Origin of the sequence: Nocardia sp. NPDC058519 (assembly GCF_042719755.1) — a bacterium.
Classification (GTDB): Bacteria; Actinomycetota; Actinomycetes; order Mycobacteriales; family Mycobacteriaceae; genus Nocardia.
Window position 1 is genome coordinate 1 of the sequence record NZ_JBHXNK010000043.1, and the last position, 24,095, is coordinate 24,095.

Consider the following 24,095-nt stretch of genomic DNA (forward strand, 5'->3'; position numbering starts at 1 on the left):
CGCACCGACACTGCGGTCACTGACCGCCTACGACCACTGATCCGGGTGTGGTGGCCTGCTCTGCGGGCCACCACACCCTGGAATCAATCATCTAGGGTGGCGGTCATGATCATCGTGAGCACCGACGGGTCCTGCCTGCGCAATCCCGGTGGTGCCATCGGCTGGGCATGGGTGAATCATTCCGGGCCCGCCGACAGCGGCGGCGCGGCCAGCGGCACCAACCAGATCGCCGAGCTCCGCGGCGTGCTGGAAGCCATCCTCGCCCACCCCGGCGCCGAACCGATGCTCATCGAGAGCGACTCCCAGTACGCCATCAAGTGCGCCTCGGAATGGATCACCAGCTGGCGTCGCAACGGCTGGCGCACCTCCACCGGCGGCGCGGTGAAGAACGTCGAGATCATCAAGCAGATCGACCGGGCCATCACCGGCCGCGAAGGACCGGTGCGTTTCCGCTGGGTGCGCGGTCACGTGGGCAACTACTTCAACGAACAAGCCGACAAACTCGCAGGCGAAGCGGCACGAGCGGTCCGGGAGAACCCGGCTCTCAGCCGAGAGTCAGCGCCGGTCGCACCGGAACCAGCGAGGCTTCGGCGCCGGGAACCCGCGGCGCCCGTCCCCACGAATTCGGTCTCCACAGGGAAGTCGGTCGCAGCGCAAGCACCGGTAGCAGGGACTCTCACCCTGTTCTAGGTGCGGTGCGACCGGAGTGGGACCGCACAATGAAACGCCGCGGGCGAGGAATCTGCCCGCGGCGTTTCGGTTGGCTCAGGTCCCGGTGCTCAGTTCCCCGGTGTCGGGGCGGGCGCGGGAGCCGGGGCAGGGGCCGGAACGGCCTGACCGGGTGCCGTACCACCGGCGGCGCTGCCGCCGCCGTTCTTGAGCAGCGGCGAGTCCAGCTTGCTGACCAGCCACTTGTCGCCGGAACGCTCGAGGCTCATCTCGATCGCGAACATCATCCGGTCGGGCTGGGTCTGGGTGAAGTTGGTGCGGTACTGGGTCATGGTGACCATGGCCTTGACGTCGTCGGTGCTGCCCGACATGTAAGCGCACTGCACGTCTTCGCCGGTCGACTTGACCTGGGCCTGCACCATGGCGCCCTTGAGCGCCTCGCTGGCATCGCTGAACTCCTTGAGGTAGTCGCCGGTGGCGCCCGCCTTCATCGACGCGATGTAGCCGTCGAGATCCTTGGAGTAGTCGTAGTTGGCCAGGATGGCGCCGTAGTCACAGGCGGCCTTGGTGGACTCGGCGATGGCGTCGAGCTTCTCGGCCTTGTTGTTGTTCTGCAGGAAGAACACCACACCCGCGGTGATCGCGCCGACTGCGACCACACCGGCCACACCTGCGGCGATCCAGCCCGTCGAGCTCGATGTCGCGCTCGGGGCAGCGGCCGGAGCCGGCGCCTCGGTCACGGTCTGTGCCTTGACAGTGGGCTGATCGACCTCCGGAGTCGCCGCCGCACCCTTCACGGTGTCGTCGGCCTTGGCCAGATCGGGCTTGTCTGCCGCGGCAGCATCGGACTTGCTCTGGGCATCGTCGCTGGTCATCGAATCAATCCTGCTCTTTCCCGGCGCACATATCGCACCGATTTCCTATGCATGGTCCGTGAGCCGGGCCACACGTCTTCCCCGCGAGTATGCCCGGTCGAGCTGTGAACAGCCTGGCCGGGCATCCTCTCACTTGGCGGGAATCGGCGTCCGCTCCTTCGGGTCGACGCCAGGGGGCATCTGCGCGCCGTTGTTGGGCACGTTCGGGCGCGGGGCGTTGGCCGAACCACGGATCTGCAGGTCAGAGGTCGGGTTGGTGCAGTAGTTCCACTTCGGAATGCTGCCGTCCTGTACCTCTTCGTTGCGCCGGTACTCGGTGTCGTAGTTACACGTCGGACGCGGCCAGACGTCGAGGATGGTGTGGAATTCACCGTCGTGCGCCGGGGCGCCGATGGACCCGAGACCCAGCGCCAGCGACGGGAACAGCAGCCGCATGGCGGGCGTACGCAACTGCGCCGCCCTGGTGATGGCCACGAAGTTGGCCGCCAGCGAGCTGATCGGATCGGCCGTCGAATCCAGCACCGCGCCAAGGGTTTCGAACTGAGCGGGCGCGTTGTCGAGCACGCCCTGCAGCTCGGCGTTGGCGTTGTTGAACTGCGTGAGCAGCGCACCCGAATTGCTGGTGAGCGTCTGCAGATCGGGCTGGGCGTTCGAGGTGGTCTCGGCGATCACCCGCAGGTTGGCGATGAGGTTCACCGTCTGCGGCAGCAGGTTGTCCAGACCCGCGACCACCAGGCTGACGCCGTTGATCAGGCTGCGCAGCTGGTCGGGACCGGCGCCGAGCGCGATGTCGAGCTCGTCGAGGATGACGCTGAACTGCTTCGGATCCACCGAGCCGATCAGCGCACTCGTATCGTCGAGCACGGCCCACACCGGAACCGGCGTCTGGATCTGCTCCGGGCTGTACTTGATCACCGCACCGTCACTGAGGAACGGGCCGACATCGCTCTTGGGACGGAAGTCGATGTACTGCTCGCCCGCCGCCGACAGCGCCGCCACCTGGATCATGGTGTCGACCGGGATCTTGAAGTCCTTGTCGATCCGCGCCTTGGCGGCGATCGCCTCGCCGTCGTTGATCAGTTCGATCGAGGTGACCTTGCCGATCCGGAATCCGCGCATGGTCACGTCGTTGCCCGGCTGCAGACCGCCGGAGCGGTCCAGGTTGACGGTGACGTCGTACTCGGACCGCAGCGGATTGACCCGCATCACGTTGACCAGCAGATATGTCCCGCCGAGCAACAGCACGACTACGAGCGCGCTGTTCGCCAGCAAGATCTTGCTGCTCGCGAACTTCTTCAGCCTGCTCATCGGTGGCCTCCCACTCGGCCCTGAACGACCTGCAGCACCTGAATGAAGCTGCCGACGAAATCGTTCACATCTTTCATGTCCCAGAGCTTGCTGTTCGCCGGGTCGGTCAGCAGGCCGACATCGAGGTTGGTCAGGGTCGCGTACGGCGCCAGACCCTTACCCTGGAACGTCTGGTTGGCTCCGGGACGGATCGCGTGCAACTGATCCATCACATAACCGAAGTCGTTGCCGGTCGCGGCCAGCGCGTTCATCAGGTTGTCGAGATTGGTGAGCAGGTCGGAGAGCTGGTCACCGGTGGTGTTGGAGTAGTCACCGATGGCCGCGGTGGCCGTGGCCAGCTTGGTGAGCAGGTCGCCGATCGCCCGGTTGTTCTCGGCGATCGCGCCGATGGCCTGGGGGAGGGTGTCGGCCACCTGGCCGAGCTGACCCTTGTTGGCCTCGATGGTGTTGGCGAGGGTGTTGAACTCCGTGAGCACCGAGTCGACCTTGGTGCTGTTGGCGTTCAGTTCGCCGATGACGCCGGTCATCTCGTAGATCAGATGCCCCAGCTCACCGCCGTGCCCGTTGAGGATCGAGCCGAGTTCGGTACCGAGCCTGCTCAGGCTGGCGACACCGCCGCCGTTGAACAGCATCGACACCGAGATCAGCAACTCTTCCACCGTGGCGCCTGCCGAGGTGGAGTCGAGGCCGAGGGTCGCGCCCGCGGGCAGGGTCTCCGCGCTGGTGATGTTCTTCGGCTGGTTCAGCGAGATGAAGACGTCACCGAGCGGGGTGGCCTGGCGCAACTCCGCGGTACTGCCCTTCGGCAGCTTGAACTCGGTGTTTATCTCCATGTCGACCACGGCCTCGAAGTTCTTGGTCCTGATCGACGACACGACGCCGACATCGGAACCACCGACCTTCACCTTGGCCTGGTCAGGCAGGTTCAGGGCGTTCTCGAACTTCGCGTGCAGGGTGTAGGTCTCGCCGCCGGTGCCCGGCTTGGGCAGCGGCAGATCCTCCACGGTGAAGCCACAGCCGGTCGTGATCGTGACCGTGGCCAATGCGGCTGCGGAGAGCAGCGCGCGGCGGGCCTTCATCGTCATTCGCTGGTTCATTTCGTCAGTCCGAGCAGTGCGGCGGTGAGCCCGTAATCGGGGCCGAAATCCTGGACGTTTCCGGTGCGGCAACCATCGGCCCGCATCTGGATCCGCTCACAGAACACGCTCACGAGCTCGCCCGAGAGAGCGGTACCGATCAGCGCGTGCAGGCGGACGAAGCCCTTTTCCTTGTTGATCGCGCCGTCGATGTTCTGCATGAGCAGCGGCACCACGTCGACGATCTCGACCATCGCGCCCGAGTTGGCACGCAACTGGTTGGTGACGGTGGTCAAGCCGGTGAGCGAGGCGGCCAGTTCTTCCTGATGCCCGGCGAAGGTCGTCGAGGTGTTGTTCAGGAACTGGTTGAGCTGGTCGAGGGTGGCCTGCAGACCGGGTGCCTGCTCGGCGAGCAGCCCCGACATGGCGGTCATCCGGTCGCTGAAGTCGCGCACCGACTGGTCGTTGTCGGCCAGCATCGTCGTCAGCTCGTTGAGCTTGATGATGATGTTGGCGATGGCGTCCTTGTTGTCGACACCGACCTTCAGCGCGCCGGAGAGCGCGTCGAGGGTTTCCCTGATTTTCTGGCCGTTGCCGTTGAGCACCGGGTAGAGCACCCGGCCCGACAGCGGGCCGAGACCCTCCTGGCCGGGTTCGGGCTTCAGCGCGGCGGCGAACTGGTCGATGGTCTTGATCATCGTGTCCAGCTCGACCGGCGTCCTGGTCCGCGCCTTGGGCAGGTGATCGCCGGACTTCAGCGCCTCACCGCCGGTGAAGGGTGGGCTCACCTCGATGTGCCGGTCGGTGACGATCGAGGGCGAGATGATCGCGGCGATCGCTTCCTTCGGGATCTTGACGCCCGCGTCGATGGTCATGTGGACCTCGACGTAGGTGCCCTTCGGCACGATCTTGTCGACCTTGCCCACCGCGAGGCCGAGGACCATGATCTCGTTGCCCTCGTACATGCCCGCGATGTTCTCGAAGTCGGCGGTGATCTTGGTCGAGCGGCCGAGCGCGTCGTCGAACTGGCTCGGCAGCAGCGAGCAGCTACCGAGTGCCAGCGCGGTGGTGGCGATCATCATCGTCCGCGCGATGCGGAGCTTGTTGGTCAGTTTCATCCTTGGCACCCCTGGATCACCTGAACGAAGCACAGCCAGTTGTCGGGGAACAACCACGGCAGTGCGACCGAACCGTAGTTACCGTTGCCGAGCGCGTTGTTGAAGTAGCGCGCGGTGGGCTGACCGATCTGCAGCAGCTTGTCGAGATTGTCCTTGTTCTTCTGCAGGCCCTCGGCCATGGTGTTGAGCTGGCTGATGGTGCCGCCGAACTGGTCGCCGTTCTGGGCGCCGATCTCCTCCAGCTGACGGGTCAGCGTGGCGACGTTGTCGAGCAGCTGACGCAGCAGGCTCTGCCGTTCCATCACCCGGTTGGCGATGGCCTCGCCCTGGGTGATGACGAGCAGGATCGAGTTGCGGTTGTCGGCGAGCAGCTGCGTGACCCGGTTGAGGTCCTTGATCAGGCTGTCGACCTCACCCTTGCGCTGGTCGACGACCTTGGCGACCGCGCCGACGCTGTCGAGCGCCTGGGCAACCAGCTCCGGCGAATCGCCGAGCTGGGAGTTGATGGTGTTGAGCGAGGCGGCGAGCTTCTTGGTGTCGAGCGCTTGGAACTTCGGCGTCCCGACCTGGACCACATCGGCGATGTCGTACGGCACGTCGGTGTTGCTGCGCGGGATCGTCTTGTTCTTCAGACCCGATCCGTCGCCGGGCTGCAGGTCGACGTAGCGCGCGCCGAGCAGGGTCGCCATCTTGATCGCGGCGTGCGCGTCGGGACCGAGCTTCAGCGAGCTGTCCACGTCGAGGGTGATCACCACGTGGTCGCCCTCGATCTTCGCACCGGAGACCGTGCCGACCTGCACACCGGAGACCGCGACCTTGTCGCCGGTCTTGATGCCCGCGGCCTGCACGAATTCCGCGTCGATGGACTGTTTTCCGAGCCCGATGAACTGGAAGATGCTCGAACCGACCAGCAGCAGCACGATGCACAGCGCACCGACCACACCGAGCCAGAAGTTGCGGTTACCGACGAAGGCTGACTTGATCTTGCTCATCTGCACACCTCGGAATGGCCGTTGCCACCGATCTGGCTGAACAGACCGCGCGGGAAGAGGACTCCGTAGAGCGATACGTCCAGGCCACACAGGTAGGCGTTGGCGTGGGTGCCCTCCGATGTCATCCGGCCGAGGTCGGCGAGCATGGACGGCATGTCGATGGCGACCTGGTCGAGCTTGGCGCCGTTGGCCAGCAGCAGATTCAGCGCCGCGGTGGTCGAGTTCTGGGTCGTCGCGAGCTTGGGCTGGATCTTGCTCATCATCCCGACCAAGGCGGTCGTCGAATCGGCGAGGGTGACCGTGGAAGCCTGCAGCGACTGCCCCTGGTCGTAGAGCCCACCGATCAACGCCCTGGTCTGGGTAATCAGGGTCTCCAATTCATCCCCTCGCTTTGCCAACCCGGCCATCACACCGGACAGGTTGGTGATCACGTCGGACAAGATCGCGTCGCGACGCTGGAAATCGGTGGCCAGCTGGGCCGCCTGAATGATGAACGCCGACAGCGAAACCCCATCGCCCTGCAGCGCCTGGATCAGGGTCTCCGACATCGCGTTGACCTCGGCGGGCTCGAGCGCCTGGAACAGCGGCTGGAAACCGTTGAGCAGGGCCGAGATATCGAACGAGGGCTCGGTGCGGTCGAGCGGAATGGTGGAACCGCTCTTGAGCGGCTCCGGGCTCGGTGCCGCGCCCGGGGTCAGCGCGACGTAGCGCTGACCGATCAGGTTCTGGTACCTGACCAGGGCCTTGGTGTCGTTGAACAGTGTCTGGTCGCTCTGCACGATGAACGACACCTTGGCGTCGTTCTTGCCGTCGAGCTCGATCTTCTCGACCTTGCCGACGCGCACGCCGGCCATCCGGACATCGTCGCCGGGCCGCAGCCCGAGGACGTCAGTGAAGATCGCGGTGTACTTGCGGGTGTCACCGTCGACCGTGCGGGCCAGTGTGTTCCACACGACCACGGTGACGAGCAGTGAGACGAGCGCGAAGATACTGAACCCGATCAGTGGCTTGCGGATACTCATGCGCCACCCCCGTTTTCGGACACTTGCAGGGTTCCGCCCTTCAAAATCGGACCGAGCAGCAGATATTCGGACGCGTTCGGCTTGCGACCGAGCAGCTGAGTCATCGCCGCGTCACCGGAGTAGGAGATCGGTGTGGCGGCAGGCACCGTCGCCGGAGCGGGCGCCGCGGCCGGAGCGGCCGCGGGAGCGGGCGCACCACCCAGACCGGGCAGCCCCGGAATCTGGATCGACGGGACGAGACCCTCGAGCGGGGTGCCCTGGAACGGCTTGATCTCGGTGCCGTTGGCCGTGTGCATCGGCGAGACACCGGGACTGGTCAGACCCGGAATGTCGGGCATGCCAGGCAGCGATACCAGCGGCGGGAGACCGGCGGCCGCGTCGAGCTTGCGCGGACGCAGGTTGTCCGGAATCGGCGGCAGGGAGACCTCGGCCGGTGCGGTGAAGCAGCTCGGTCCGAGCAGATCGCCGTAGCGCGGGCAGTCGGCGACGGTGTTGGGCTGGTACGGCGTCAGCGTGATGCCGGCGTTCCACACCATCTGCTTGCCGCTCGGGCCACCGTGGAAGGTGGTGTTGAGCTGGGCCAGCGAGGGACCGAAGACCTGGAAGGTCTTGGTGATCGACGCGGGATCGGCGGCCAGCGCACCGAGGGTGGCGTTCATGCCGACCGTGACTTCCTTGCCCACATCGGGATTCGACGCGAACAGGTCGTTCACCCGATCGGTGGTGGCGCTCGCACCGGCCAGCAGCGCGATCAGCTGTTCACGCTTGGTGGCGATGGTGTTCGCGGTCTGCACCGAGGAGCCGAGCACGTTGAGCAGTTCCGGCGCCGACTGGTTGAGCGCGTGCGCCGAGTTGGAGAAGTTGTCGAGCATGCCGCCCAGGTTCGGGCCGGCGTCGGCGACCGTGGTCAGCCAGTGGTCGAGGCGCTGGATGGTCGAGCCGGGGACCCGGCCGCTGCCGTCGAGCGCCTGGGTGAGCGAACCGAGCACGCGGCCGAGCTGCACCGGGTCGACCTCGTTGAGGATGTCGCGCACCGTGGTGAGCGTGTCCTGCAGCGCGATCGTGCCCTGGCTGCGGTCCTCGGGGATCTGCGAACCTTCCTTCAGGTGCTGGCTGTTCGCGCCGTTGTAGACCAGCTCCACGGAGGTGACCGCGAACAGGTTGGACGGCACGACGCGTGCGGTGACGGTGTTCGGGATGCCGTCGGCGAACTCGGGCTTGAGCTCGATGTTCACCTTCTGCTCGGCGTTCTTGCCGATCTCGACGTTCTTCACCACGCCGACGAGCACGCCGCGGAACTTCACGTCGGCATCCGACGGCAGGCCGTCACCGGTGGTCGACAGGTTCGCGACCACATTGACCTTGGGTACGAAGTAGCCCTGGTACCTGGCCGTGAGGAAGGCGAGGACGATGCCGAACACGATCAGACCGGCGGTACCGGCCACGTACAACTGCTTCATGGTGGGACCGCGCCCACTCGGATCGATGATCATCGCGCGCTTACCCCGAGATCCTGATGCCGGGGTTGATGCCCCAGATCGCCAATGTCATGAGAAGGTCTGCGAACACGACCAGGATGATGCACATCTTGATCGCGCGGCCGGCCGCCACGCCGACGCCTTCGGGACCGCCCGAGGCGAAGAAGCCGTAGTAGCACTGGATGAACGTCGTGATCATGACGAAGACGATCACCTTGAGCAGGGAGTAGAGCACGTCCGTCGGCACCAGGAATTGGAAGAAGTAGTGCGAGTAGGTGCCCGATGCGGTACCGCCGATCAACTGCACGGTGACCGAGCAGGCCAGGTACGCCATCGTCAGACCCACGGCGTACAGCGGCACGATCGCCATCACCGCGGCCATCATCCTGGTGCTGACCAGGTAGGGCAGCGGGCGAATCGCCACCGATTCGAGCGCGTCGATCTCCTCGGAGATGCGCATGGCGCCCAGCTGTGCGGTGAATCGACAGCCCGCCTGGGCGGCGAAGGCCAATGCCGCCAGCAGCGGGCCGAGCTCGCGGGTGGTGGCGAAGGCCGAGATCGCGCCCGTGATGGGGCTGAGCCCGAGCAAGTTCAGCGAGGTGTGGCCCTGAATGGCCACCGTCATCCCGCCGAAGGCACTGATGATCAGGATGACGCCGATGGTGCCACCACCGACGACGATATTGCCGTTACCCCAGGTGACGTCGGAGAGCAGACGCCAGACCTCCTTCGGGTACTGCTTGAAGGCCAGCGGGATGGAGCCGACCGAGCGCAGGAAGAAGAAGACCTGGTGGCCGAGGCGGGCGAGCAGGTCGCCGGGCGCCTTGCTGGCTTTCTGCAGCGACCGGATCGGCCGCAGTAGCGGAGGTACGTATGTAGATGACATGGCTCAGACCACCTGTGGGGGGAAGACTGCGGCGTAGATCTGGGTGATCGCCACGTTGACACCGAGCAGCATGACGGTGGAGCTCACCACCGCGGAGTTCACCGCGTTGGCGACACCACCGGGGCCGCCGCGAGCATTGAGCCCACAGTCGCAAGCGATGATCGAGGCGATCAGACCGAACAGCACCGACTTCAACAGCGCCACCGCGAGGTCGCGGGTGACCGCGAACGAGGCGAAGGTGCTCATGTAGGAGCCGGGTGTGCCGCCCTGGGCGAAGATGTTGAACATGTAGCCGGTGAGGAAGCCGACGAAGACGACGAAGCCGCAGAGCAGGAAGCTGACCAGCATCGCGGCGCCGAGGCGGGGAGCCACCAGGCGGCGCAGCGGGTCGACACCCATGACCTTCATCGCGTCGATCTCTTCACGGATGGTCCGCGAGCCGAGGTCGGCGCAGATGGCCGAACCGACGGCACCCGCGATCATCAGCGCGGTGACCAGTGGGGCGCCCTGCTGAATGATGCCGAGGCCGTTGGCCGCACCGATGAACGAAGTGGCACCGACCTGACCCGCGACCGCGCCGACCTGGATGGAGACGATCACCGCGATCGGGATGGCGACCAGCAGTGTCGGCGCCGCGGCGACGCTGGCCATGAACGCGGACTGCCGGATGAACTCATCGAAAGGAAAACGCCGACGGAAGATCGCGACGAACAACTCCGTGATCGCTTCGATACCCATCGTGATCTGTCGACCGAAGGTTTCCAGCGACTTCTTCGGATGGTCGTCCCAAAGGCCCTTCGTCCAGTCGACAGCCTCACTGGCTCGTGAACGTGTGGGCGGACTCTCGGTCGACTGCACTGCATAACCCCTCTCGACGCCGGACCCTCAACGCCCCGGCGACTTGTTTGCTTGACGCACCTTACTACGGAGTAGCGCAGAACACATCACCGACATGTGAGCGCTGTCATAGATAGAGGTCACTGTCCAAAACGGCTATGAGACCGGCCATGACGGACCCTACAGTCCGATATTCCGGGATTCCCGGGATTACGCGCGAAGGCCTTTTCCTACATGGTTTCCCAGTACCAGCGGTCGCGGTAAAGGAATATTGCGGAACTTTGTCATTCATAACGAAGTCCTCGCCGAATTATCCGAACACATCACGCGAGAAACACGAACGACGCGCTGCGGCAAGATTGCAATAGGGAATCGCTATGACAGCGACGGCGTGGAGGCGCGGGCGACTCGCCCAGCAAACGCACCGGTCCGGAGGCGCGCCCGGGACCGAATACAGGCACGATAGACAGACCGTATTGATATCGTGCGAACTTCCGACATCTGGAGGGACATGTTCAGCAAACTCGCCAAGGTGGCCAACGCCGCCTTCGCTCTTGCCCTCGGTGCAGCTCTGCTCGGCACCGGTGCGGCCAACGCGCAAGCAGGCCCCCCGGTGATCGGCGGCGGCTCCGGAATCGTGATCGACAACGCGTTCGAGTGCACCGTCACCACGGTCGGGTACGACGGCGCAGGCAGGCTGGTCGGCCTGACAGCGGGTCACTGCGGTGACGCCGGGGCCACCGTCAGCGCGGAGGTCGATCGCGGCTACGGCGAGATCGGCCGGTTCGTACACAGCAATTCCGAACTCGACTACGCGGTCATCGAGTTCACGCCCGGCCGGATCACCCCGGTCAACCGGATCGGCAACGTCACCATCACCGGTGTCGGCGGGCCCGCGCAGTTCCCGACGATCGTCTGTAAGGAAGGCCGGACCACCGGCAACACCTGCGGCATCACCTGGGGCGACGTCTTCGCCACCAATACCGAGACCTGGTCGCAGATGTGCGTGGTCGAGGGCGATTCCGGCGCGCCGGTCGTCGTCGGCTCCACCCTGGTCGGCATGGTGAACGCCTACCTGGCTGTGGCCTGCTTCGGGCCCGAGGTCGGGACGAATATGAACTCGATCATGGACGACATCAACGCCCGCGGCGGCGTGGGTTCGGGTTTCCACCCGATCTAGTCCCTCGGCTGTACTCCCCGGATGTCGAGCGGGTCGCGTGGTTGTCCACGCGGCCCGCTCTTTTCTATAGGTCCTGAGCGGCAAGCGATTTCGGTGCGAGCGCGGGTCCATCGGTGCCCGCGCAGTGCGGCAGGCAGTCGACGCGTTCGGGCTGTGGCGGCTGACGCGGCACGCGAAGCAGGACCGCGGCGATACCGGCGCCGAGCAGGAGCAGCAGCGCGCACCAGCGCATCGCGGTGTCGAAGCCCGCGGCGAAGGCGACCGGATTGTCGAACGCACCGGACAACCCGGCCAGACCGGGCAACGCCGCCACCGCGAGTAGCTGTGCCGTTCGCGCCACGGCGTTGTTCACCCCGGAGGCGATGCCCGCCTCGCCCTCGCGCACCGCGGCCAGCACCGCGCCGGTCAACGGCGCTACCAGCACCGAAAGCCCGAGCCCGAAGACGAATACGCCGGGCAGCACATCGGTGAGGTAGTCCGCGCCGGGTCCGATGCGCTGCAGCGCGAACACCCCGCCTGCGGCCAGCAGCGGACCGATCGTCATCGGGATCCGCGGCCCGTGCCGCTGCGCCCACCGTCCGGCGGGTGCCGAGAGCACCAGCATCAGCAGCGTGACAGGCAGTCCGGCGGCGCCCGACGCCATCGGCGAGTACCCGGCGACCAGCTGCAATTGCAGCACCAGCAGGAAGAACACGCCACCGAGCGCGGCGTACACCAGCAACGTCACCAGATTCGCCGTCGTGAACACCCGCGACCGGAACAGCGACGGCGGTACCAGCGGATTCGGGCTGCGCAGTTCCACCAGCACGAAACACACCAGCGCGGCCACCCCGACCGCGACCAGCACGACCCGGGAATCGATGAGTCCCAGTGTGAGGGCACCGAGCCCGAGGGCGACGATCACCGCGCCCGGCACGTCGATCCGGGCGGGCGCCTGCGGATCGCGGCTCTCCGGCACGGTCTTGATCGCGACAACGGCGACCACCAGCGCCAGCGGCACATTGAGCAGGAAGATCGCCCGCCAGCCGACCAGGTCGATCAGCCCACCACCGAGCAACGGCCCGAACGCACCGGCCACCCCGCCCAGACCGGACCACAGTCCGATCGCACTGCCCTGATCGCGGCGATCGATCGACGCCGAGATCAGCGCCAGACTCCCCGGCGTGAGCAGCGCGCCCGCCACGCCCTGCAGCAGCCGCGCGCCGACGAGCATCTCGATATTCACCGCGGCCGCGCACAACAGCGAGGTGATCGCGAATCCGATGATCCCCCAGATGAATACGCGACGTCGGCCGAGCCGGTCACCGAGCGAGCCGCCGAGCAGGATGAACGAGGCGAGCGTGAGGGTGTAACCGTTCACGGTCCACTGCAACCCGGCGACATCGGTGTGCAGCGATTCGCCGATGCGTGGCAGCGCCACGGAGACGACGGTGGCGTCCAGCGACGCCATCGAGGAGCCGAGGATGGTGGCGAGCAGAATCCACCGGCCCGTGGCCGAGTTCAGCCGAACCGTCTGGGGCACCACCCCAAACTAGCCGCCACCGGCGTCTTTCGTCGGAACTACAGGCTCTCCACGCAGACGACGACGCGGCGCTCGGCGTATTTGAAGCCCGAATCGGCGGCATCGGGGCAGTCGTCGACGCTGTCGGAGTTCTTGTTGATCGTGATCACCTTGACCGGTTCGGTCCCGCCCTCGCTGCACTCGATGCGCTTGGGTTCGTCGCCGCCCACGTCGATGCAGCCGCCGATGACCCAGTCGATGTCGAGGCACAGCGCGCCGGTCTCGATGCCGTTGAGCGTCTCGGCGTAGAAGTTGTCGCGGTCGCCGACGCAGCCGTTGCTGGTCTTGGCCTTGCCGATGACCTTGTAGTTCGACGAGCGGCTACCGCAGGCGGCCTTCTCGATCGTCGCGTCGTTGACGGTGCCGCCGAGCGACACGCAGTCGCCGATATTGGCCTGGAAGTCGGTCTTGCCGCCCTTGCTCGACGTGGGCGCCGGCTTGGTGGTGGTCGACTTGCCCGGCTTGGTGGTCGGCGTCGCGCTACTGGTCGCGGGGACGACATCGATCGCAGGCTGGGCGTAGCCGTCGATGGTGCCTCCGCAACCGGTCGAGACGAACGCGGTCACGGTGATGGCGATCGCGCCGACGAGCCGGCCGATGGACAAATCTGCAAACACCCATTGTGAATACACCACCGGAGCCACCCCCGTCGACTCCAGTCCGATAGCCGGGTCACTGCGATACCCTTGGGATTCCGGTCGCCACGGGCGGCGCAGGCCCCCGATCGTGTATCAGGAGGTCATCGTGAGTACCTCGGCACCAGTACCGACCGGCGATTTCGCGGCGCCACGGCAGATGGTGGTCGATCCGCGCTTCATCCGCCTCGCCGATCATTTCTTCGGGATGTTCGCCCAGCCGAGTCGCGGTGGCGGTGCGCTGGCCATCTATCTGGACGGCAGCCCGGTCGTGGATATCTGGGCGGGCTGGGCGGCCAAGGATCAGCGCTGGACCGGCGAGAACGTCGCGCTCACCTTCTCCACCGGCAAGGGCGTCGCCACCACCGTGCTGCATCGGCTGGCCGAGCGCGGGCTCCTCGATTACGAGGAGCCCGTGGCCACCTACTGGCCGGAGTTCGGGGCACACGGCAAGGACGACATCACCGTGCGTGACGTGCTGTCCCATCGCGCGGGCCTGCACCGGGTGCGCGGGCTGGTGCCAGGTCGCGAGGGCATTCTCGACTACGACGCGGTGGTGACCGCGCTCGCCGAGAGCCCCGCCGACCCGCGCCGCATCCGCACCTCCGGCTATCACGCGATCACCTTCGGCTGGCTGGTCGCCGAGATCGTGCAGCGGGTGACCGGCGATCCGTTCACCGAGGTCCTGCGTCGAGAAGTGGCGCAGCCCTTGGGAATCGACGAGTTCTGGTTCCAGGTGCCGCCGGGCGAGCGGTACCGGATCGCGAAGATCTTTCCGCATCTGGCGCCACCGGGGATCCGGTGGAACACCGCGTCGTCGGTGCTGTCGTGGGTGCGGCCCGCGCGCGGGCTGGCCGAGGCGGGCATGCCGGAGAGTTTCGACGAGCTCGTCCGCGACCCACGGGTGCACGATGCGGTGATGCCCGGCTGGAACGGCGTGTTCTCGGCGCGTGCGCTGGCCAGGATGTACGGGGCGCTCGCCAACGGTGGGCAGGTGGGCCAGGTGCGGTTCCTGCGGCCGGAGACGATCGAGACGATCAACCGGACCCAGCAGACCAGCAGCCGCGATTATGTCCTCGGACTACCGCTGCGATTCACCCTCGGCTATCACCGACCGGTATTGATGACCAAGCAACAACCGCGAAATGCCTTCGGCCACTATGGTGTCGGCGGCTCCGGGGCGTATGCCGATCCCGATCTCGGGATGTCGATCGCGTTCGTCACCAATCGGCTCGGCGGGGCCGTCACGGCGCTCGGTGACGCACGGCTGGCCAAGCTGGCGGCGATCGCCCAGGGGACCGTCCGCACAGCCCGTTCCTGATCGAACCACCGGGAGGAGCTCGCCGTAGTAAAGGACATGAGTTCGCCGAACCCCGCGCCCGCCGCGCCGCGCCTGTCGTTGCTGCACGGCGTCGCCGCGGGGCGGGATTTCGGCGGCTACCTGCGACGACGCGCTGCCCGCAGCGATCCGTTCGCGGTCGGGTTCCCCCGGTTTCCGGCGGTGCTGTTCACCGGAACGGCCGAGGGGGCGCGCGAATTGTTCCGGGCGCCGGTCGCACTGCTCGAGCCGCCGCGGCCCAATCCGATCGAGCCGATGGTCGGGGCAGCGTCGCTGATTCTCAGTTCGGGAACACGGCATCGCACGGATCGCGCGCTGCTGGCGCCCGCGTTGCACGGTGCGCGGGTGCGGTCGCTGGAGAAGGTGATCCGGGAAGCGACGCTGAACGAGATCCGTTGTGGCGCGGATGGTCCCTGGCGAATCGGCACTCGGATCGATTCGCTCAGGGCCGCGCGCACCATCACCCTGCGGGTCATCCTCGCCACGGTGTTCGGGTCCGAATCCGATCGCGAGGCCGAATACGGCGGTGTGGTGACCGATTTCCTCACCGCGTTCACCACCCCGCTCATGGTGGCGCCCGTATTGCGCTGCGGCATAGGTGGTTTCGGTCCGTGGGAGCGGTTCACCGCGGCACGGGCGCGGCTGGACGAGCTGCTCCTGGCCGACATCACCCGGCGCCGCCGCACCGGCCCGGCCAACGGCGACCTGCTCGACCTCCTCCTCACCACCCGCTACGACGACGGCACCAGCCCCACCGACACCGAACTGTGCGAACAGCTACGCACCCTGCTGGTCGCGGGCCACGAAACCACCGCGACCACCCTGACCTGGGCGCTCTACCACCTGCACCGCGAACCCGGCCTGCTCACCCGCCTGCTCGCCGAGCTACCCACCGCGGGCGATGACCCCGCCGAACAGGCCCGACTACCGCTGCTCGACGCCGTCTGCCAGGAAACCCTGCGCCTGCACCCGCCGGTCCCGATCGTTTTGCGCACCCTGAAGGAGCCGTTGCGCTGGCGCGGAGTCGACGTGGCGGCGGGCGCCACCATCGGCCTTGCCGTGGACGCACTCCACCGCCAGCCCGCTACCTGGCCCGCACCGCGCCTGTTCCACCCCGACCGATTCCTCGATCGCACGGTCACCCCGTTCGAGTTCGCGCCGTTCGGCGGTGGTCACCGGCGATGCATCGGCTCGACGCTGGCCGACCACGAGCTGCGGATCGTGCTCGCGACGCTGCTGACCGAGGTCCGGTTGACCCTCGAGCCCGAACTGGCACTCGGCCGTCGACCCCGCACGGTGCCCCGCAATATCGCGACCGCGCCGGATCGGGCGATCCACTTCACACGGACCGGGTGATCTGCCTCACGTGGCGTTTGGGAGTCACACCCATGTGCTTCCCCGCTGTTCGCGCGCACAGCTATCGACTCGCCGCTGTGAGCGCGGCGTTTGGCGGAAGCCGATGAATAACAGCGCGTTATGTGACGCACCGCACATAGTTGCGGGTCTGTTATCACCGCTCAACACGGCTGGCACCTGGTCACCTGGTGCGGGTAGTAATGGAGGGTCAGGGTCGGGGAAGTCGTTACCCCGTAGAGACCCGTTGCGGCCTCTGCGTCAAAGAGAACGAGCGTCACTGAGTAGATCTCGCGCCGCCGCACGCGGAACGAGAGATGGAATGGACGAGAAACCTATGCACTACGAGGCAAATACGCAGCAATCGCACTGGCTTCGCCGGGGTCTGCTGCTGTCGGCAGCGATCGCAGCGACCGGCGCGTTGATCGCCGTGCCCGCGCAGGCTCAGCCGAATCTGCCGTTCTTCGGCGGCGGTTCCAGCCAGCCCGCGGTGAACGAGCCCGCGCAGCAGGCGCCCTTCGCGCCGCCGAACATCAACATCGCCGACGGCGAGACCGTCGGCGTCGCGCAGCCGATCATCATCACTTTCCAGGAGCCGGTCGAAGACCGCGCCGCCGCCGAGCGGGCCATCAAGGTCACCTCGAGCACGAACGCGCCGGGCTACTTCTACTGGACCTCCAGCAAGCAGGTCCGCTGGAAGCCCACCGAGTTCTGGCCCGCCAACACCAACGTGACCGTGGTCGCGGGTGGCACCACCAGCTCGTTCCACATCGGTGACGCGTTCGTCGCCACCGTGGACGACGCCACCAAGATGATCGTCGTGACGATCAACGGCGAGGTCGTGCGCGAGATGCCGACCTCGCTCGGCAAGCCCGGCTACGAGACCCCCAACGGCACCTACATCGTGGGTGAGCGGCTCGAGAAGATGACGATGGACTCGTCGACGTACGGCGTGCCGGTCACCGATCCCGAGGGCTACAAGCTCGAGGTCCAATACGCGACCCGCCTGTCCAACAGCGGCATCTTCGTGCACGCCGCCCCGTGGTCGGTCGGTCAGCAGGGCTACTCCAATGCCAGCCACGGCTGCCTCAATGTGAGCACCGAGGACGGAAAGTGGTTCCTGGAGAACACCCGTCGCGGTGACGCCGTGGTCGTCACCGGCACCAAGGGCGGAACCCTCAGCGCGGGTGACGGTCTCGGCGACTGGAACTGATGGACTGAACAAAACTCGCTGAACAAAACCCGAACAATACGATCTTTCGAGGTCGTGCTGTTCGGGTTTTTGCTGTAATCGGTGCTGTGCGCCCGATGTTCAGAAAATCGGCGGGCAGGGTTAACCAACGGTTCGCCGTGCGCCGTAAAGCTGCCGCGGTGCGAAAGAGTCCAGAGCGGGTGCTCCCCGGGAGAAGCCGCCGGTGGCAGGACTACGCGCTGTTCGTGGTACTCGTGGTGCCGAACCTGGCGCTGCTCACCCTGTTCGTTTACCGGCCGCTTGCCGATAACATCCGGCTGTCGTTCACCGACTGGAACATCGCCGATCCGGTGGCGAATTCGGTCGGATTCGACAACTACATCGAATGGTGGCAGCGCGACGACTCATGGAAGGTCGTCAGCAATACGCTGATCTTCACCGTGGCCGCGGTCGTGGTGAGTATGGCGCTCGGTCTCGCGCTCGCCATGCTGCTCGATCGAAAACTGTTCGGGCGCAATGTAGTCCGCTCGGCTATTTTCGCGCCATTCGTTATTTCGGGCGCGGCGATCGGCGTAGCTTTTCAATTCATCTTCGATCCGAGTTTCGGTCTGGTACAAGACGTTCTGCACCGGCTCGGCGTCGACAATGTGCCGGATTTCTATCAGGACCCGGAGTGGGCCCTGTTCATGGTGACGCTCACCTATATCTGGAAGAACCTGGGCTATGCCTTCGTGATCTATCTGGCCGCGCTGCAAGGTGTGCGCGCCGAATTGCTCGAAGCGGCCGAAATGGACGGCGCGAGCAGTTGGACCCGATTCACGAAAGTCCTTCTGCCACAACTACGTCCGACAACATTCTTCTTGTCGATCACCGTGTTGCTCAACTCGCTACAGGTCTTCGACATCATCAATGTGATGACGCGCGGCGGACCGCTCGGCAACGGCACGACGACGATGGTGTTCCAGGTGTACGAGGAGTCGTTCCGCAACTTCCGGGCCGGCTACGGCGCCACCGTGGCCACGATCATGTTCGTGGTGCTGCTGGTGGTCACGTTGATCCAGGTGCGCGTGATGGACCGAGGCGAGCGATGAAACACATAGGCCCGGAGACACTTTCGTACCGGCGTCGCGAGCGCGCCGTCACCCTGCTCGGCTACGCGGCGATGGTGTGCGTGCTGATCATCGTCGGGGTCCCGCTGTTCTGGATCCTGATCACCTCGCTCAAGGACCGCTCCGACATCTACACCCAGCCCGCGGTCTACTGGCCGCACAGCTGGCGTCCGGAGAACTACAGCCACGCCACCACCACCGTGCCGTTCTGGACGTTCCTGCGTAACTCGCTGATCGTCACCGGCGTGGTGTCGGCGGTGAAGTTCGCGCTCGGTGTGTTCAGCGCGTACGGGCTGGTGTTCCTGCGCTTCCCCGGCAAGAACATCGTGTTCCTGGTGATCATCGCGGCGCTGATGGTGCCCAACCAGATCACGGTGATCTCCAACTACGCGTTCATCGCGCAGCTCGGCTGGCGAAACACCTTCCAGGGCATCATCATTCCGCTCTGCGGCGTCGCCTTCGGCACCTTCCTGATGCGCAACCACTTCCTGTCGCTGCCCGGTGAGGTCATCGAGGCGGCGCGAATGGACGGCGCGAACTGGTGGCGGCTGCTCACCAAGGTGGTGCTGCCGATGTCGGGGCCGACGATGGTGGCGTTCGCGGTGGTGACGCTGGTCAACGAGTGGAACGAGTACCTCTGGCCGTTCCTGATGGCCGATTCCGCCGACGTCGCGACGCTGCCGGTCGGCCTGACCCTGCTGCAGAACACCGAGAACCCCAGCGTCACCAACTGGGGGCCGGTGATGGCGGGAACCGTGCTCACGATGCTGCCGATCCTCATCGTCTTCCTTGTCCTGCAACGTCACATGATCAAGGGCCTCACCTCCGGTGCGGTCAAGGGTTAAATCTCGAACAGGAGTTCGCCAGTGTCCAACTCACGATTCCCGGCGTTGAGTCGCCGTGGCTTCCTCGGCCTGACCGGCGGCGTTGCCGCTGCCGCAGCCCTGACCGCGTGCGCGGGCACCGGCGGCGGATCCGGCGATTCCGGCGACGCCGACACCATCACCTTCTGGTCCAATCACCCCGGCACCTCCAAGGAGCTGGAGCTGGAGCTGATCAACCGCTTCCAGGCAAAGCACCCCGATCTGAAGGTGAACCTCGTCGACGCGGGCAAGAACTACGAGGAGGTGGCGCAGAAGTTCAATGCCGCGCTCACCGGTGGTGAACTGCCCGATGTCGTTGTGCTGTCGGATGTCTGGTGGTTCAACTACGCGCTGAGCAAGGCCATCGAGCCGCTCGACGGGCACTTCGGTGCCGCCGGTGTGCAGCTGGGCGACTACGTCGACTCGCTCGCCGCCGACTACCTGTTCGACGGCAAGCACTACGCGCTGCCGTACGCCCGCTCGACGCCGCTGTTCTACTACAACAAGGACGTCTGGGCGAAGGCAGGCCTGCCCGACCGCGGCCCGAACTCCTGGCAGGAATTCGACGAGTGGGGCCCGAAGCTGCAGTCCCTCGTCGGCGCCGACAAGTTCGCGCACGCGTGGGGTGACGCCAAGAACTACCTCGGCTGGACCTTCCAGGGCCCGAACTGGACCTTCGGCGGCGCCTACTCCGATCAGTGGAAGCTGAAGTTCACCGATCCGGGCTCGATCGCCGCGGCCACCTACCTGCGTGAATCGATCAATGTCAAGAAGTACGCCGCGATCCGCCCGCAGATCGCGGTCGACTTCGGCACCGGCGTCGCCGCCTCGACCATCGCCTCCACCGGCGATCTCAAGGGCATCAAGAAGAACGCCGACGGCAAGTTCGAGGTCGGCACCGCGTTCCTGCCGCACCCGAACGGTCCCGGCGTCACCACCGGCGGCGCCGGTCTAGCGATTCCGTCACGGATCTCGGACGCTCGGAAGGTCAACGCGCTCAAGTTCATCGAGTTCATCACTAACGCCGCCAACACGGCGTACTTCACGCAGAACACGGGCTATATGCCGGTGCGCAAGTCAGCCGTGACCGACCCGAGCGAGATCGACTTCCTGGCGAAGAACCCCAACTCCAAGGTCGCCATCGACCAGCTCGCGGTAGCGAAGTCGCAGGACTACGCGCGAGTGTTCGTGCCCGGCGCCGATCAGATCATCGGCACCGGCTACGAGCAGATCGGTCTCCAGAACGCCGATCCGGCAACGGTTCTCGCGAAGGTGGCCGCCGACGTGCAGGCGATCATCGACCGGCAGATCACGCCCAAGCTGCCCAAGTAGTTCCCCCACGGGCCGGTGGTTCGTTGTGACCACCGGCCCGTTTCGCTTTCCCCGCTAGGAGAATTCGCCATGGCGACAGTGCAGTTCGACGGTGTGACCCATCGCTATCCCGGCGCCGACGCCCCCGCCGTCGACGCACTCGACATCGACATCGCCGATGGTGAATTCCTCGTGCTGGTCGGCCCTTCCGGCTGCGGCAAGTCGACGAGCCTGCGCATGCTGGCGGGGCTGGAGTCGGTCGAGGCCGGCACCATCCGGATCGGTGAGCGCGATGTCACCGACCTGCCGCCGCGCGCCCGCGACGTGGCGATGGTGTTCCAGAGCTACGCGCTGTACCCGAACATGACCGTCGCCGAGAACATGGGCTTCGCGCTGCGCAACGCGGGAATGTCGAAGTCCGACATGCTGGTTCGGGTGAAGGAAGCCGCGGCGATGCTCGAACTCGAGCCGCTGCTCGACCGCAAACCGGCCAAGCTCTCCGGCGGCCAGCGTCAGCGCGTCGCCATGGGCCGCGCCATCGTGCGCCGCCCGCAGGTGTTCTGCATGGACGAGCCGCTGTCCAACCTGGACGCGAAGCTGCGGGTGAGCACCCGCTCCCAGATCGCCGCGTTGCAGCAGCGTCTCGGTACTACCACGGTCTACGTGACGCACGACCAGGTCGAGGCCATGACGATGGGCCACCGTGTCGCGGTGCTTCGCGACGGCACTTTGCAGCAGATCGCCTCTCCGCGTGAGCTTTACGACAACCCGTTGAACACCTTCGTCGCCGGGTTCATCGGTTCGCCCGGCATGAACCTGCTCGAAGCGCCCGTGGTCGACGGCGAGGCCGTCCTCGACGGTCTGCGAATCCCGGTTCCCCGCACTATTTCCGGTGCTCGCGCGGTTCTAGGCATCCGCCCCGAATCCTGGGAAGTCACCACCGATCCCGCCGGGATCACCGTCGTCGCCGAACTACTCGAGGAACTGGGCGCCGAATCGTTCGTCTACACCCACGGCGCGGGCACCGACTGGTCCACCCGCTCCGGCAAGATCGTCGTCCGGGTGGACCGGCGCTTCCAGACCACCCTCGGCGAAACCCTGCATCTGCGGCCGAAGCCCGACGAGATCTTCTTCTTCGACGCGGAGACCGAACTACGCTTGCGCTGAACTATCAGAACATCGCCTCGGCGGAGCGACGGCCGATGGCCGCACTGAGTGCGTCGAGTTCGGCGAGCACGTCGGTGGCCGCCCAGACGCGGTTTCGTTTGGACTCCGAGAGCACCTCGAGAATTCCGACCTCGACAAGTCGGTCGAGGGCGCGATAGGTGGCGGCCTCGGTGGTGCCGGTCAGGCTGTTTGCGATGTCGATGTTCAGAATCGGATAGTCGAGCAGGTGCACGATCAGCATTTCGTCCGAGGACTTTGCCCGCGGCCTGGCGATATCACGCCAGCGAGCAGGCAAGTCGGCCAACGAAAGTGCTGAGTCGGCGGCCGCCGCGCTCGAGTGCACTGCCGCCAGCGCGACGTACTCGACGAACTGGTCGACCTCGCCCGCGCGATACGCGGTCAGCTCTGCGAAATAGCGCCGGGTGTCGGCGAGCATGACCGAGGCGAGTGGGACCGTGACCCGGTCGGTCAGGCCGCGACGCCGAAGAATCGCGCTGATCAGGGCACGGCCGATCCGGCCGTTGCCGTCGTCGAACGGATGGATCGACTCGAACTGTGCGTGCGCGATAGCGGCCTGGGCCACGATCGGCAAGTCGCTGCGTGCGGCGAAGATCAGCAGGTCGTCCATCAGTTCGGCGACAAGCTCCGGCGGTGGTGGCACGTACAGCGCGTTGAGCGGGGTGTAGTCGCTGCCGCCGATCCAGTTCTGAACCTGCCGGAACCGGCCCGACTCGCGGGCCGCGTAGTAGTCCGGGCTCATGAGGAGGCGGTGGGCATTGAGCAGACCTGCCTTTGTGATCGGCCCCGCACCTGCTGCATCGACCATGGCAACCAAAGCCTGCACCGCCGCGAGCTGCGATTTTGCCTCGCCGCTCGCCTTCGCGCCGCCGACTGCTCGCCCGAACGCACGCCAGCCGGCGTCGATGTGCTCGATCTTCGATGACGCCACCGACTCACTGCGCAACAGGAAATCCGCGAGCGGCGCCAGGTACTGACCGTGCCCAGCTTCCAGCCTGGCGACCGCGATCAGCGCGGCCTCGTTTGCGCTGGCCACCAGGCCACTCAGGTGGTAGTCGAGATCAGCGATGCGCGGCGGGATCCAGACGTCGACGTGCTCCAGCATTCGGTCGTCTCGGGAACCCTGTCGACGCTGCGGATTCCACGGACGTTCTTCGACTCGATGCGGCGGCCATGTCATCTGCGGCCGCGCACGTAAAGTATAGCAACCATGCTCATACTATACTTTAGCTACACAAACGCGACTAAGGATTCCGATTTTCGCGTTTCGCGGCTTGGAGTACAGCAACCGCTTGCCTACTGGACCCAGTCGCCAGCTCAACGCAGAAGGTTGGCGGCGTGCGCGCGGGCGTGTGCGACCGCCTCGGCGATCCCCTCGGTGAAGGGGTCGCCGTGGCCGGGGAGGACCAGATCGGCGGCGAGGGATTCGAGAGCTTCGAGGGCTGTCAGGGTTTCCGGGGTCGAGTGGTTGAAGAAGTTGGGGAGTAGTTGGGGGCCTGTGGTTTTCGAGGTGGGATGCGCGGTAACCAGGGTGTCGCCCGTGGCAACGGCGCCGACCTCGGGGAGGTGGAAGGCGGTGTGGCCGGAGGTGTGGCCCGGTGTCGGAATGGGGACGGGATGACCGGGGAGGTCGAGTGCGCCCTCGATGGGGAAGGTTTCGATGTGGGGGACCGGGTTCTTGCGGAGGCCGCCGGCGGCGGTGATGCGAGCTGCCCAGCCGATCGTGCTGCGGTCGGAGAGGCGTTTGATCACGTCGAGGGGTGTGGCGGATTCGTGCACCTCGCCGCGGGCGTGGGCCACTTCGATCTCGCTGGTATAGACCGGGGTGCCGTAATGGCGGCGTAGGTGGTTCAGGGCGCCGACATGGTCGAGGTGGGCGTGGGTCAGCAGGATCGCCCTGATGTCCTCGGGGCGGTGGCCGAGGGCCCGGATCGACTTCTCGATGGTGGCGGCGTCGCCGTGCCAGCCCGCGTCGATGAGCGTGAGGTCGCGGCCGTCGCGGAGCAGGACCATGTTCACATGGGTGCCCGCGATGGTGAAGACATTGTCGGCTACCTGCTGGTGACGCATGGGTCCCTCTCCGGAGCAATGGATTTCGACCCTGCC

22 protein-coding genes are annotated in these 24,095 nt (G+C 65.9%); 9 read left to right on the forward strand and 13 right to left on the reverse strand.

Going from position 1 to position 24,095, the window contains the following annotated elements:
- The first annotated feature begins 105 nt into the window (after positions 1-105).
- The gene (locus tag ACFWPK_RS31555) at positions 106-690 is read left to right on the forward strand and encodes a ribonuclease H (protein WP_378921993.1); all 585 of its coding nucleotides are present in this window, start codon (positions 106-108) and stop codon (positions 688-690) included.
- An 89-nt stretch (positions 691-779) separates the two neighbouring features.
- Here the strand turns inward: ACFWPK_RS31555 and ACFWPK_RS31560 are convergent, their stop codons facing one another.
- The 9 genes from ACFWPK_RS31560 to ACFWPK_RS31600 form a co-directional block, all read right to left on the reverse strand.
- Positions 780-1,544: a hypothetical protein gene (locus tag ACFWPK_RS31560; protein WP_378921995.1), complete on the reverse strand. Its 765-nt coding sequence runs from the start codon at positions 1,542-1,544 to the stop codon at positions 780-782.
- A gap of 129 nt (positions 1,545-1,673) precedes the next feature.
- Entirely contained in the window at positions 1,674-2,852 is a 1,179-nt protein-coding gene (locus ACFWPK_RS31565; RefSeq protein WP_378921996.1) for an MlaD family protein, read from the reverse strand.
- Complete coding sequence (locus ACFWPK_RS31570) at positions 2,849-3,937, reverse strand: MCE family protein (protein WP_378921998.1); 1,089 nt, start codon at positions 3,935-3,937, stop codon at positions 2,849-2,851. The genes ACFWPK_RS31565 and ACFWPK_RS31570 overlap by 4 nt, the downstream gene beginning before the upstream one ends.
- Positions 3,938-3,945: 8 nt before the next feature.
- Entirely contained in the window at positions 3,946-5,046 is a 1,101-nt protein-coding gene (locus ACFWPK_RS31575) for an MCE family protein (protein WP_378921999.1), read from the reverse strand.
- Positions 5,043-6,038 carry an MCE family protein gene (locus tag ACFWPK_RS31580; RefSeq protein ID WP_378922000.1) on the reverse strand — a complete coding sequence of 332 codons (996 nt, stop codon included), beginning with the start codon at positions 6,036-6,038 and terminating at the stop codon, positions 5,043-5,045. Before ACFWPK_RS31580 ends, ACFWPK_RS31575 begins: the two co-directional genes overlap by 4 nt.
- Positions 6,035-7,060, reverse strand: a complete 1,026-nt coding sequence (locus tag ACFWPK_RS31585) for an MCE family protein (protein ID WP_378922002.1) — start codon at positions 7,058-7,060, stop codon at positions 6,035-6,037. The genes ACFWPK_RS31580 and ACFWPK_RS31585 overlap by 4 nt, the downstream gene beginning before the upstream one ends.
- On the reverse strand, positions 7,057-8,553 hold the full coding sequence (locus ACFWPK_RS31590) for an MlaD family protein (protein ID WP_378922004.1): 1,497 nt from the start codon (positions 8,551-8,553) through the stop codon (positions 7,057-7,059). Before ACFWPK_RS31590 ends, ACFWPK_RS31585 begins: the two co-directional genes overlap by 4 nt.
- Before the next feature lie 7 nt (positions 8,554-8,560).
- On the reverse strand, positions 8,561-9,424 hold the full coding sequence (locus tag ACFWPK_RS31595) for an MlaE family ABC transporter permease (RefSeq protein ID WP_378922005.1): 864 nt from the start codon (positions 9,422-9,424) through the stop codon (positions 8,561-8,563).
- 3 nt (positions 9,425-9,427) lie between these two features.
- Complete coding sequence (locus ACFWPK_RS31600; protein WP_378922007.1) at positions 9,428-10,282, reverse strand: MlaE family ABC transporter permease; 855 nt, start codon at positions 10,280-10,282, stop codon at positions 9,428-9,430.
- 490 nt (positions 10,283-10,772) lie between these two features.
- On the opposite strand from ACFWPK_RS31600, the gene ACFWPK_RS31605 reads away from it, so the two are divergent.
- Positions 10,773-11,441: a S1 family peptidase gene (locus ACFWPK_RS31605; RefSeq protein ID WP_378922009.1), complete on the forward strand. Its 669-nt coding sequence runs from the start codon at positions 10,773-10,775 to the stop codon at positions 11,439-11,441.
- A gap of 64 nt (positions 11,442-11,505) precedes the next feature.
- Here ACFWPK_RS31605 and ACFWPK_RS31610 read toward each other — a convergent pair whose 3' ends face one another.
- Both ACFWPK_RS31610 and ACFWPK_RS31615 read right to left on the reverse strand, forming a co-directional pair.
- Positions 11,506-12,966 (reverse strand): MFS transporter, encoded by a 1,461-nt coding sequence (locus tag ACFWPK_RS31610; RefSeq protein ID WP_378922010.1) that lies wholly within the window; start codon positions 12,964-12,966, stop codon positions 11,506-11,508.
- A 35-nt stretch (positions 12,967-13,001) separates the two neighbouring features.
- Complete coding sequence (locus ACFWPK_RS31615; protein WP_378922011.1) at positions 13,002-13,619, reverse strand: hypothetical protein; 618 nt, start codon at positions 13,617-13,619, stop codon at positions 13,002-13,004.
- Between the two features lie 178 nt (positions 13,620-13,797).
- Between ACFWPK_RS31615 and ACFWPK_RS31620 the strand changes: the two genes are divergently transcribed.
- The 7 genes from ACFWPK_RS31620 to ACFWPK_RS31650 all read left to right on the forward strand — a co-directional run bounded on the left by ACFWPK_RS31620 (position 13,798) and on the right by ACFWPK_RS31650 (position 21,971).
- Complete coding sequence (locus ACFWPK_RS31620; protein WP_378922073.1) at positions 13,798-14,958, forward strand: serine hydrolase domain-containing protein; 1,161 nt, start codon at positions 13,798-13,800, stop codon at positions 14,956-14,958.
- Between the two features lie 36 nt (positions 14,959-14,994).
- Entirely contained in the window at positions 14,995-16,332 is a 1,338-nt protein-coding gene (locus ACFWPK_RS31625; RefSeq protein WP_378922013.1) for a cytochrome P450, read from the forward strand.
- Between the two features lie 319 nt (positions 16,333-16,651).
- Positions 16,652-17,542: a L,D-transpeptidase gene (locus ACFWPK_RS31630; RefSeq protein ID WP_378922015.1), complete on the forward strand. Its 891-nt coding sequence runs from the start codon at positions 16,652-16,654 to the stop codon at positions 17,540-17,542.
- 158 nt (positions 17,543-17,700) lie between these two features.
- Complete coding sequence (locus ACFWPK_RS31635; protein ID WP_378922017.1) at positions 17,701-18,612, forward strand: carbohydrate ABC transporter permease; 912 nt, start codon at positions 17,701-17,703, stop codon at positions 18,610-18,612.
- Positions 18,609-19,475, forward strand: coding sequence for a carbohydrate ABC transporter permease (locus tag ACFWPK_RS31640; protein WP_378922019.1), 867 nt, complete (start codon positions 18,609-18,611; stop codon positions 19,473-19,475). The genes ACFWPK_RS31635 and ACFWPK_RS31640 overlap by 4 nt, the downstream gene beginning before the upstream one ends.
- 21 nt (positions 19,476-19,496) lie before the next feature.
- Positions 19,497-20,825, forward strand: a complete 1,329-nt coding sequence (locus tag ACFWPK_RS31645) for an ABC transporter substrate-binding protein (protein WP_378922021.1) — start codon at positions 19,497-19,499, stop codon at positions 20,823-20,825.
- 69 nt (positions 20,826-20,894) lie between these two features.
- Positions 20,895-21,971, forward strand: a complete 1,077-nt coding sequence (locus ACFWPK_RS31650) for an ABC transporter ATP-binding protein (RefSeq protein ID WP_378922023.1) — start codon at positions 20,895-20,897, stop codon at positions 21,969-21,971.
- 4 nt (positions 21,972-21,975) lie between these two features.
- Here the strand turns inward: ACFWPK_RS31650 and ACFWPK_RS31655 are convergent, their stop codons facing one another.
- Positions 21,976-23,169: a Fic family protein gene (locus ACFWPK_RS31655; RefSeq protein ID WP_378922025.1), complete on the reverse strand. Its 1,194-nt coding sequence runs from the start codon at positions 23,167-23,169 to the stop codon at positions 21,976-21,978.
- Between the two features lie 137 nt (positions 23,170-23,306).
- On the reverse strand, positions 23,307-24,059 hold the full coding sequence (locus ACFWPK_RS31660) for an MBL fold metallo-hydrolase (RefSeq protein ID WP_378922027.1): 753 nt from the start codon (positions 24,057-24,059) through the stop codon (positions 23,307-23,309).
- Positions 24,060-24,095 lie beyond the last annotated feature (36 nt).

Bases quoted from the DNA above. Each gene is read 5' to 3' on its own strand.
- ACFWPK_RS31555 (WP_378921993.1), top strand. From the start codon at position 106: ATGATCATCGTGAGCACCGACGGGTCCTGCCTGCGCAATCCCGGTGGT.
- ACFWPK_RS31560 (WP_378921995.1), bottom strand. From the start codon at position 1,544: ATGACCAGCGACGATGCCCAGAGCAAGTCCGATGCTGCCGCGGCAGAC.
- ACFWPK_RS31565 (WP_378921996.1), bottom strand. From the start codon at position 2,852: ATGAGCAGGCTGAAGAAGTTCGCGAGCAGCAAGATCTTGCTGGCGAAC.
- ACFWPK_RS31570 (WP_378921998.1), bottom strand. From the start codon at position 3,937: ATGACGATGAAGGCCCGCCGCGCGCTGCTCTCCGCAGCCGCATTGGCC.
- ACFWPK_RS31575 (WP_378921999.1), bottom strand. From the start codon at position 5,046: ATGAAACTGACCAACAAGCTCCGCATCGCGCGGACGATGATGATCGCC.
- ACFWPK_RS31580 (WP_378922000.1), bottom strand. From the start codon at position 6,038: ATGAGCAAGATCAAGTCAGCCTTCGTCGGTAACCGCAACTTCTGGCTC.
- ACFWPK_RS31585 (WP_378922002.1), bottom strand. From the start codon at position 7,060: ATGAGTATCCGCAAGCCACTGATCGGGTTCAGTATCTTCGCGCTCGTC.
- ACFWPK_RS31590 (WP_378922004.1), bottom strand. From the start codon at position 8,553: ATGATCATCGATCCGAGTGGGCGCGGTCCCACCATGAAGCAGTTGTAC.
- ACFWPK_RS31595 (WP_378922005.1), bottom strand. From the start codon at position 9,424: ATGTCATCTACATACGTACCTCCGCTACTGCGGCCGATCCGGTCGCTG.
- ACFWPK_RS31605 (WP_378922009.1), top strand. From the start codon at position 10,773: ATGTTCAGCAAACTCGCCAAGGTGGCCAACGCCGCCTTCGCTCTTGCC.
- ACFWPK_RS31620 (WP_378922073.1), top strand. From the start codon at position 13,798: ATGGTGGTCGATCCGCGCTTCATCCGCCTCGCCGATCATTTCTTCGGG.
- ACFWPK_RS31625 (WP_378922013.1), top strand. From the start codon at position 14,995: ATGAGTTCGCCGAACCCCGCGCCCGCCGCGCCGCGCCTGTCGTTGCTG.
- ACFWPK_RS31630 (WP_378922015.1), top strand. From the start codon at position 16,652: ATGGACGAGAAACCTATGCACTACGAGGCAAATACGCAGCAATCGCAC.
- ACFWPK_RS31640 (WP_378922019.1), top strand. From the start codon at position 18,609: ATGAAACACATAGGCCCGGAGACACTTTCGTACCGGCGTCGCGAGCGC.
- ACFWPK_RS31650 (WP_378922023.1), top strand. From the start codon at position 20,895: ATGGCGACAGTGCAGTTCGACGGTGTGACCCATCGCTATCCCGGCGCC.
- ACFWPK_RS31655 (WP_378922025.1), bottom strand. From the start codon at position 23,169: ATGACATGGCCGCCGCATCGAGTCGAAGAACGTCCGTGGAATCCGCAG.
- ACFWPK_RS31660 (WP_378922027.1), bottom strand. From the start codon at position 24,059: ATGCGTCACCAGCAGGTAGCCGACAATGTCTTCACCATCGCGGGCACC.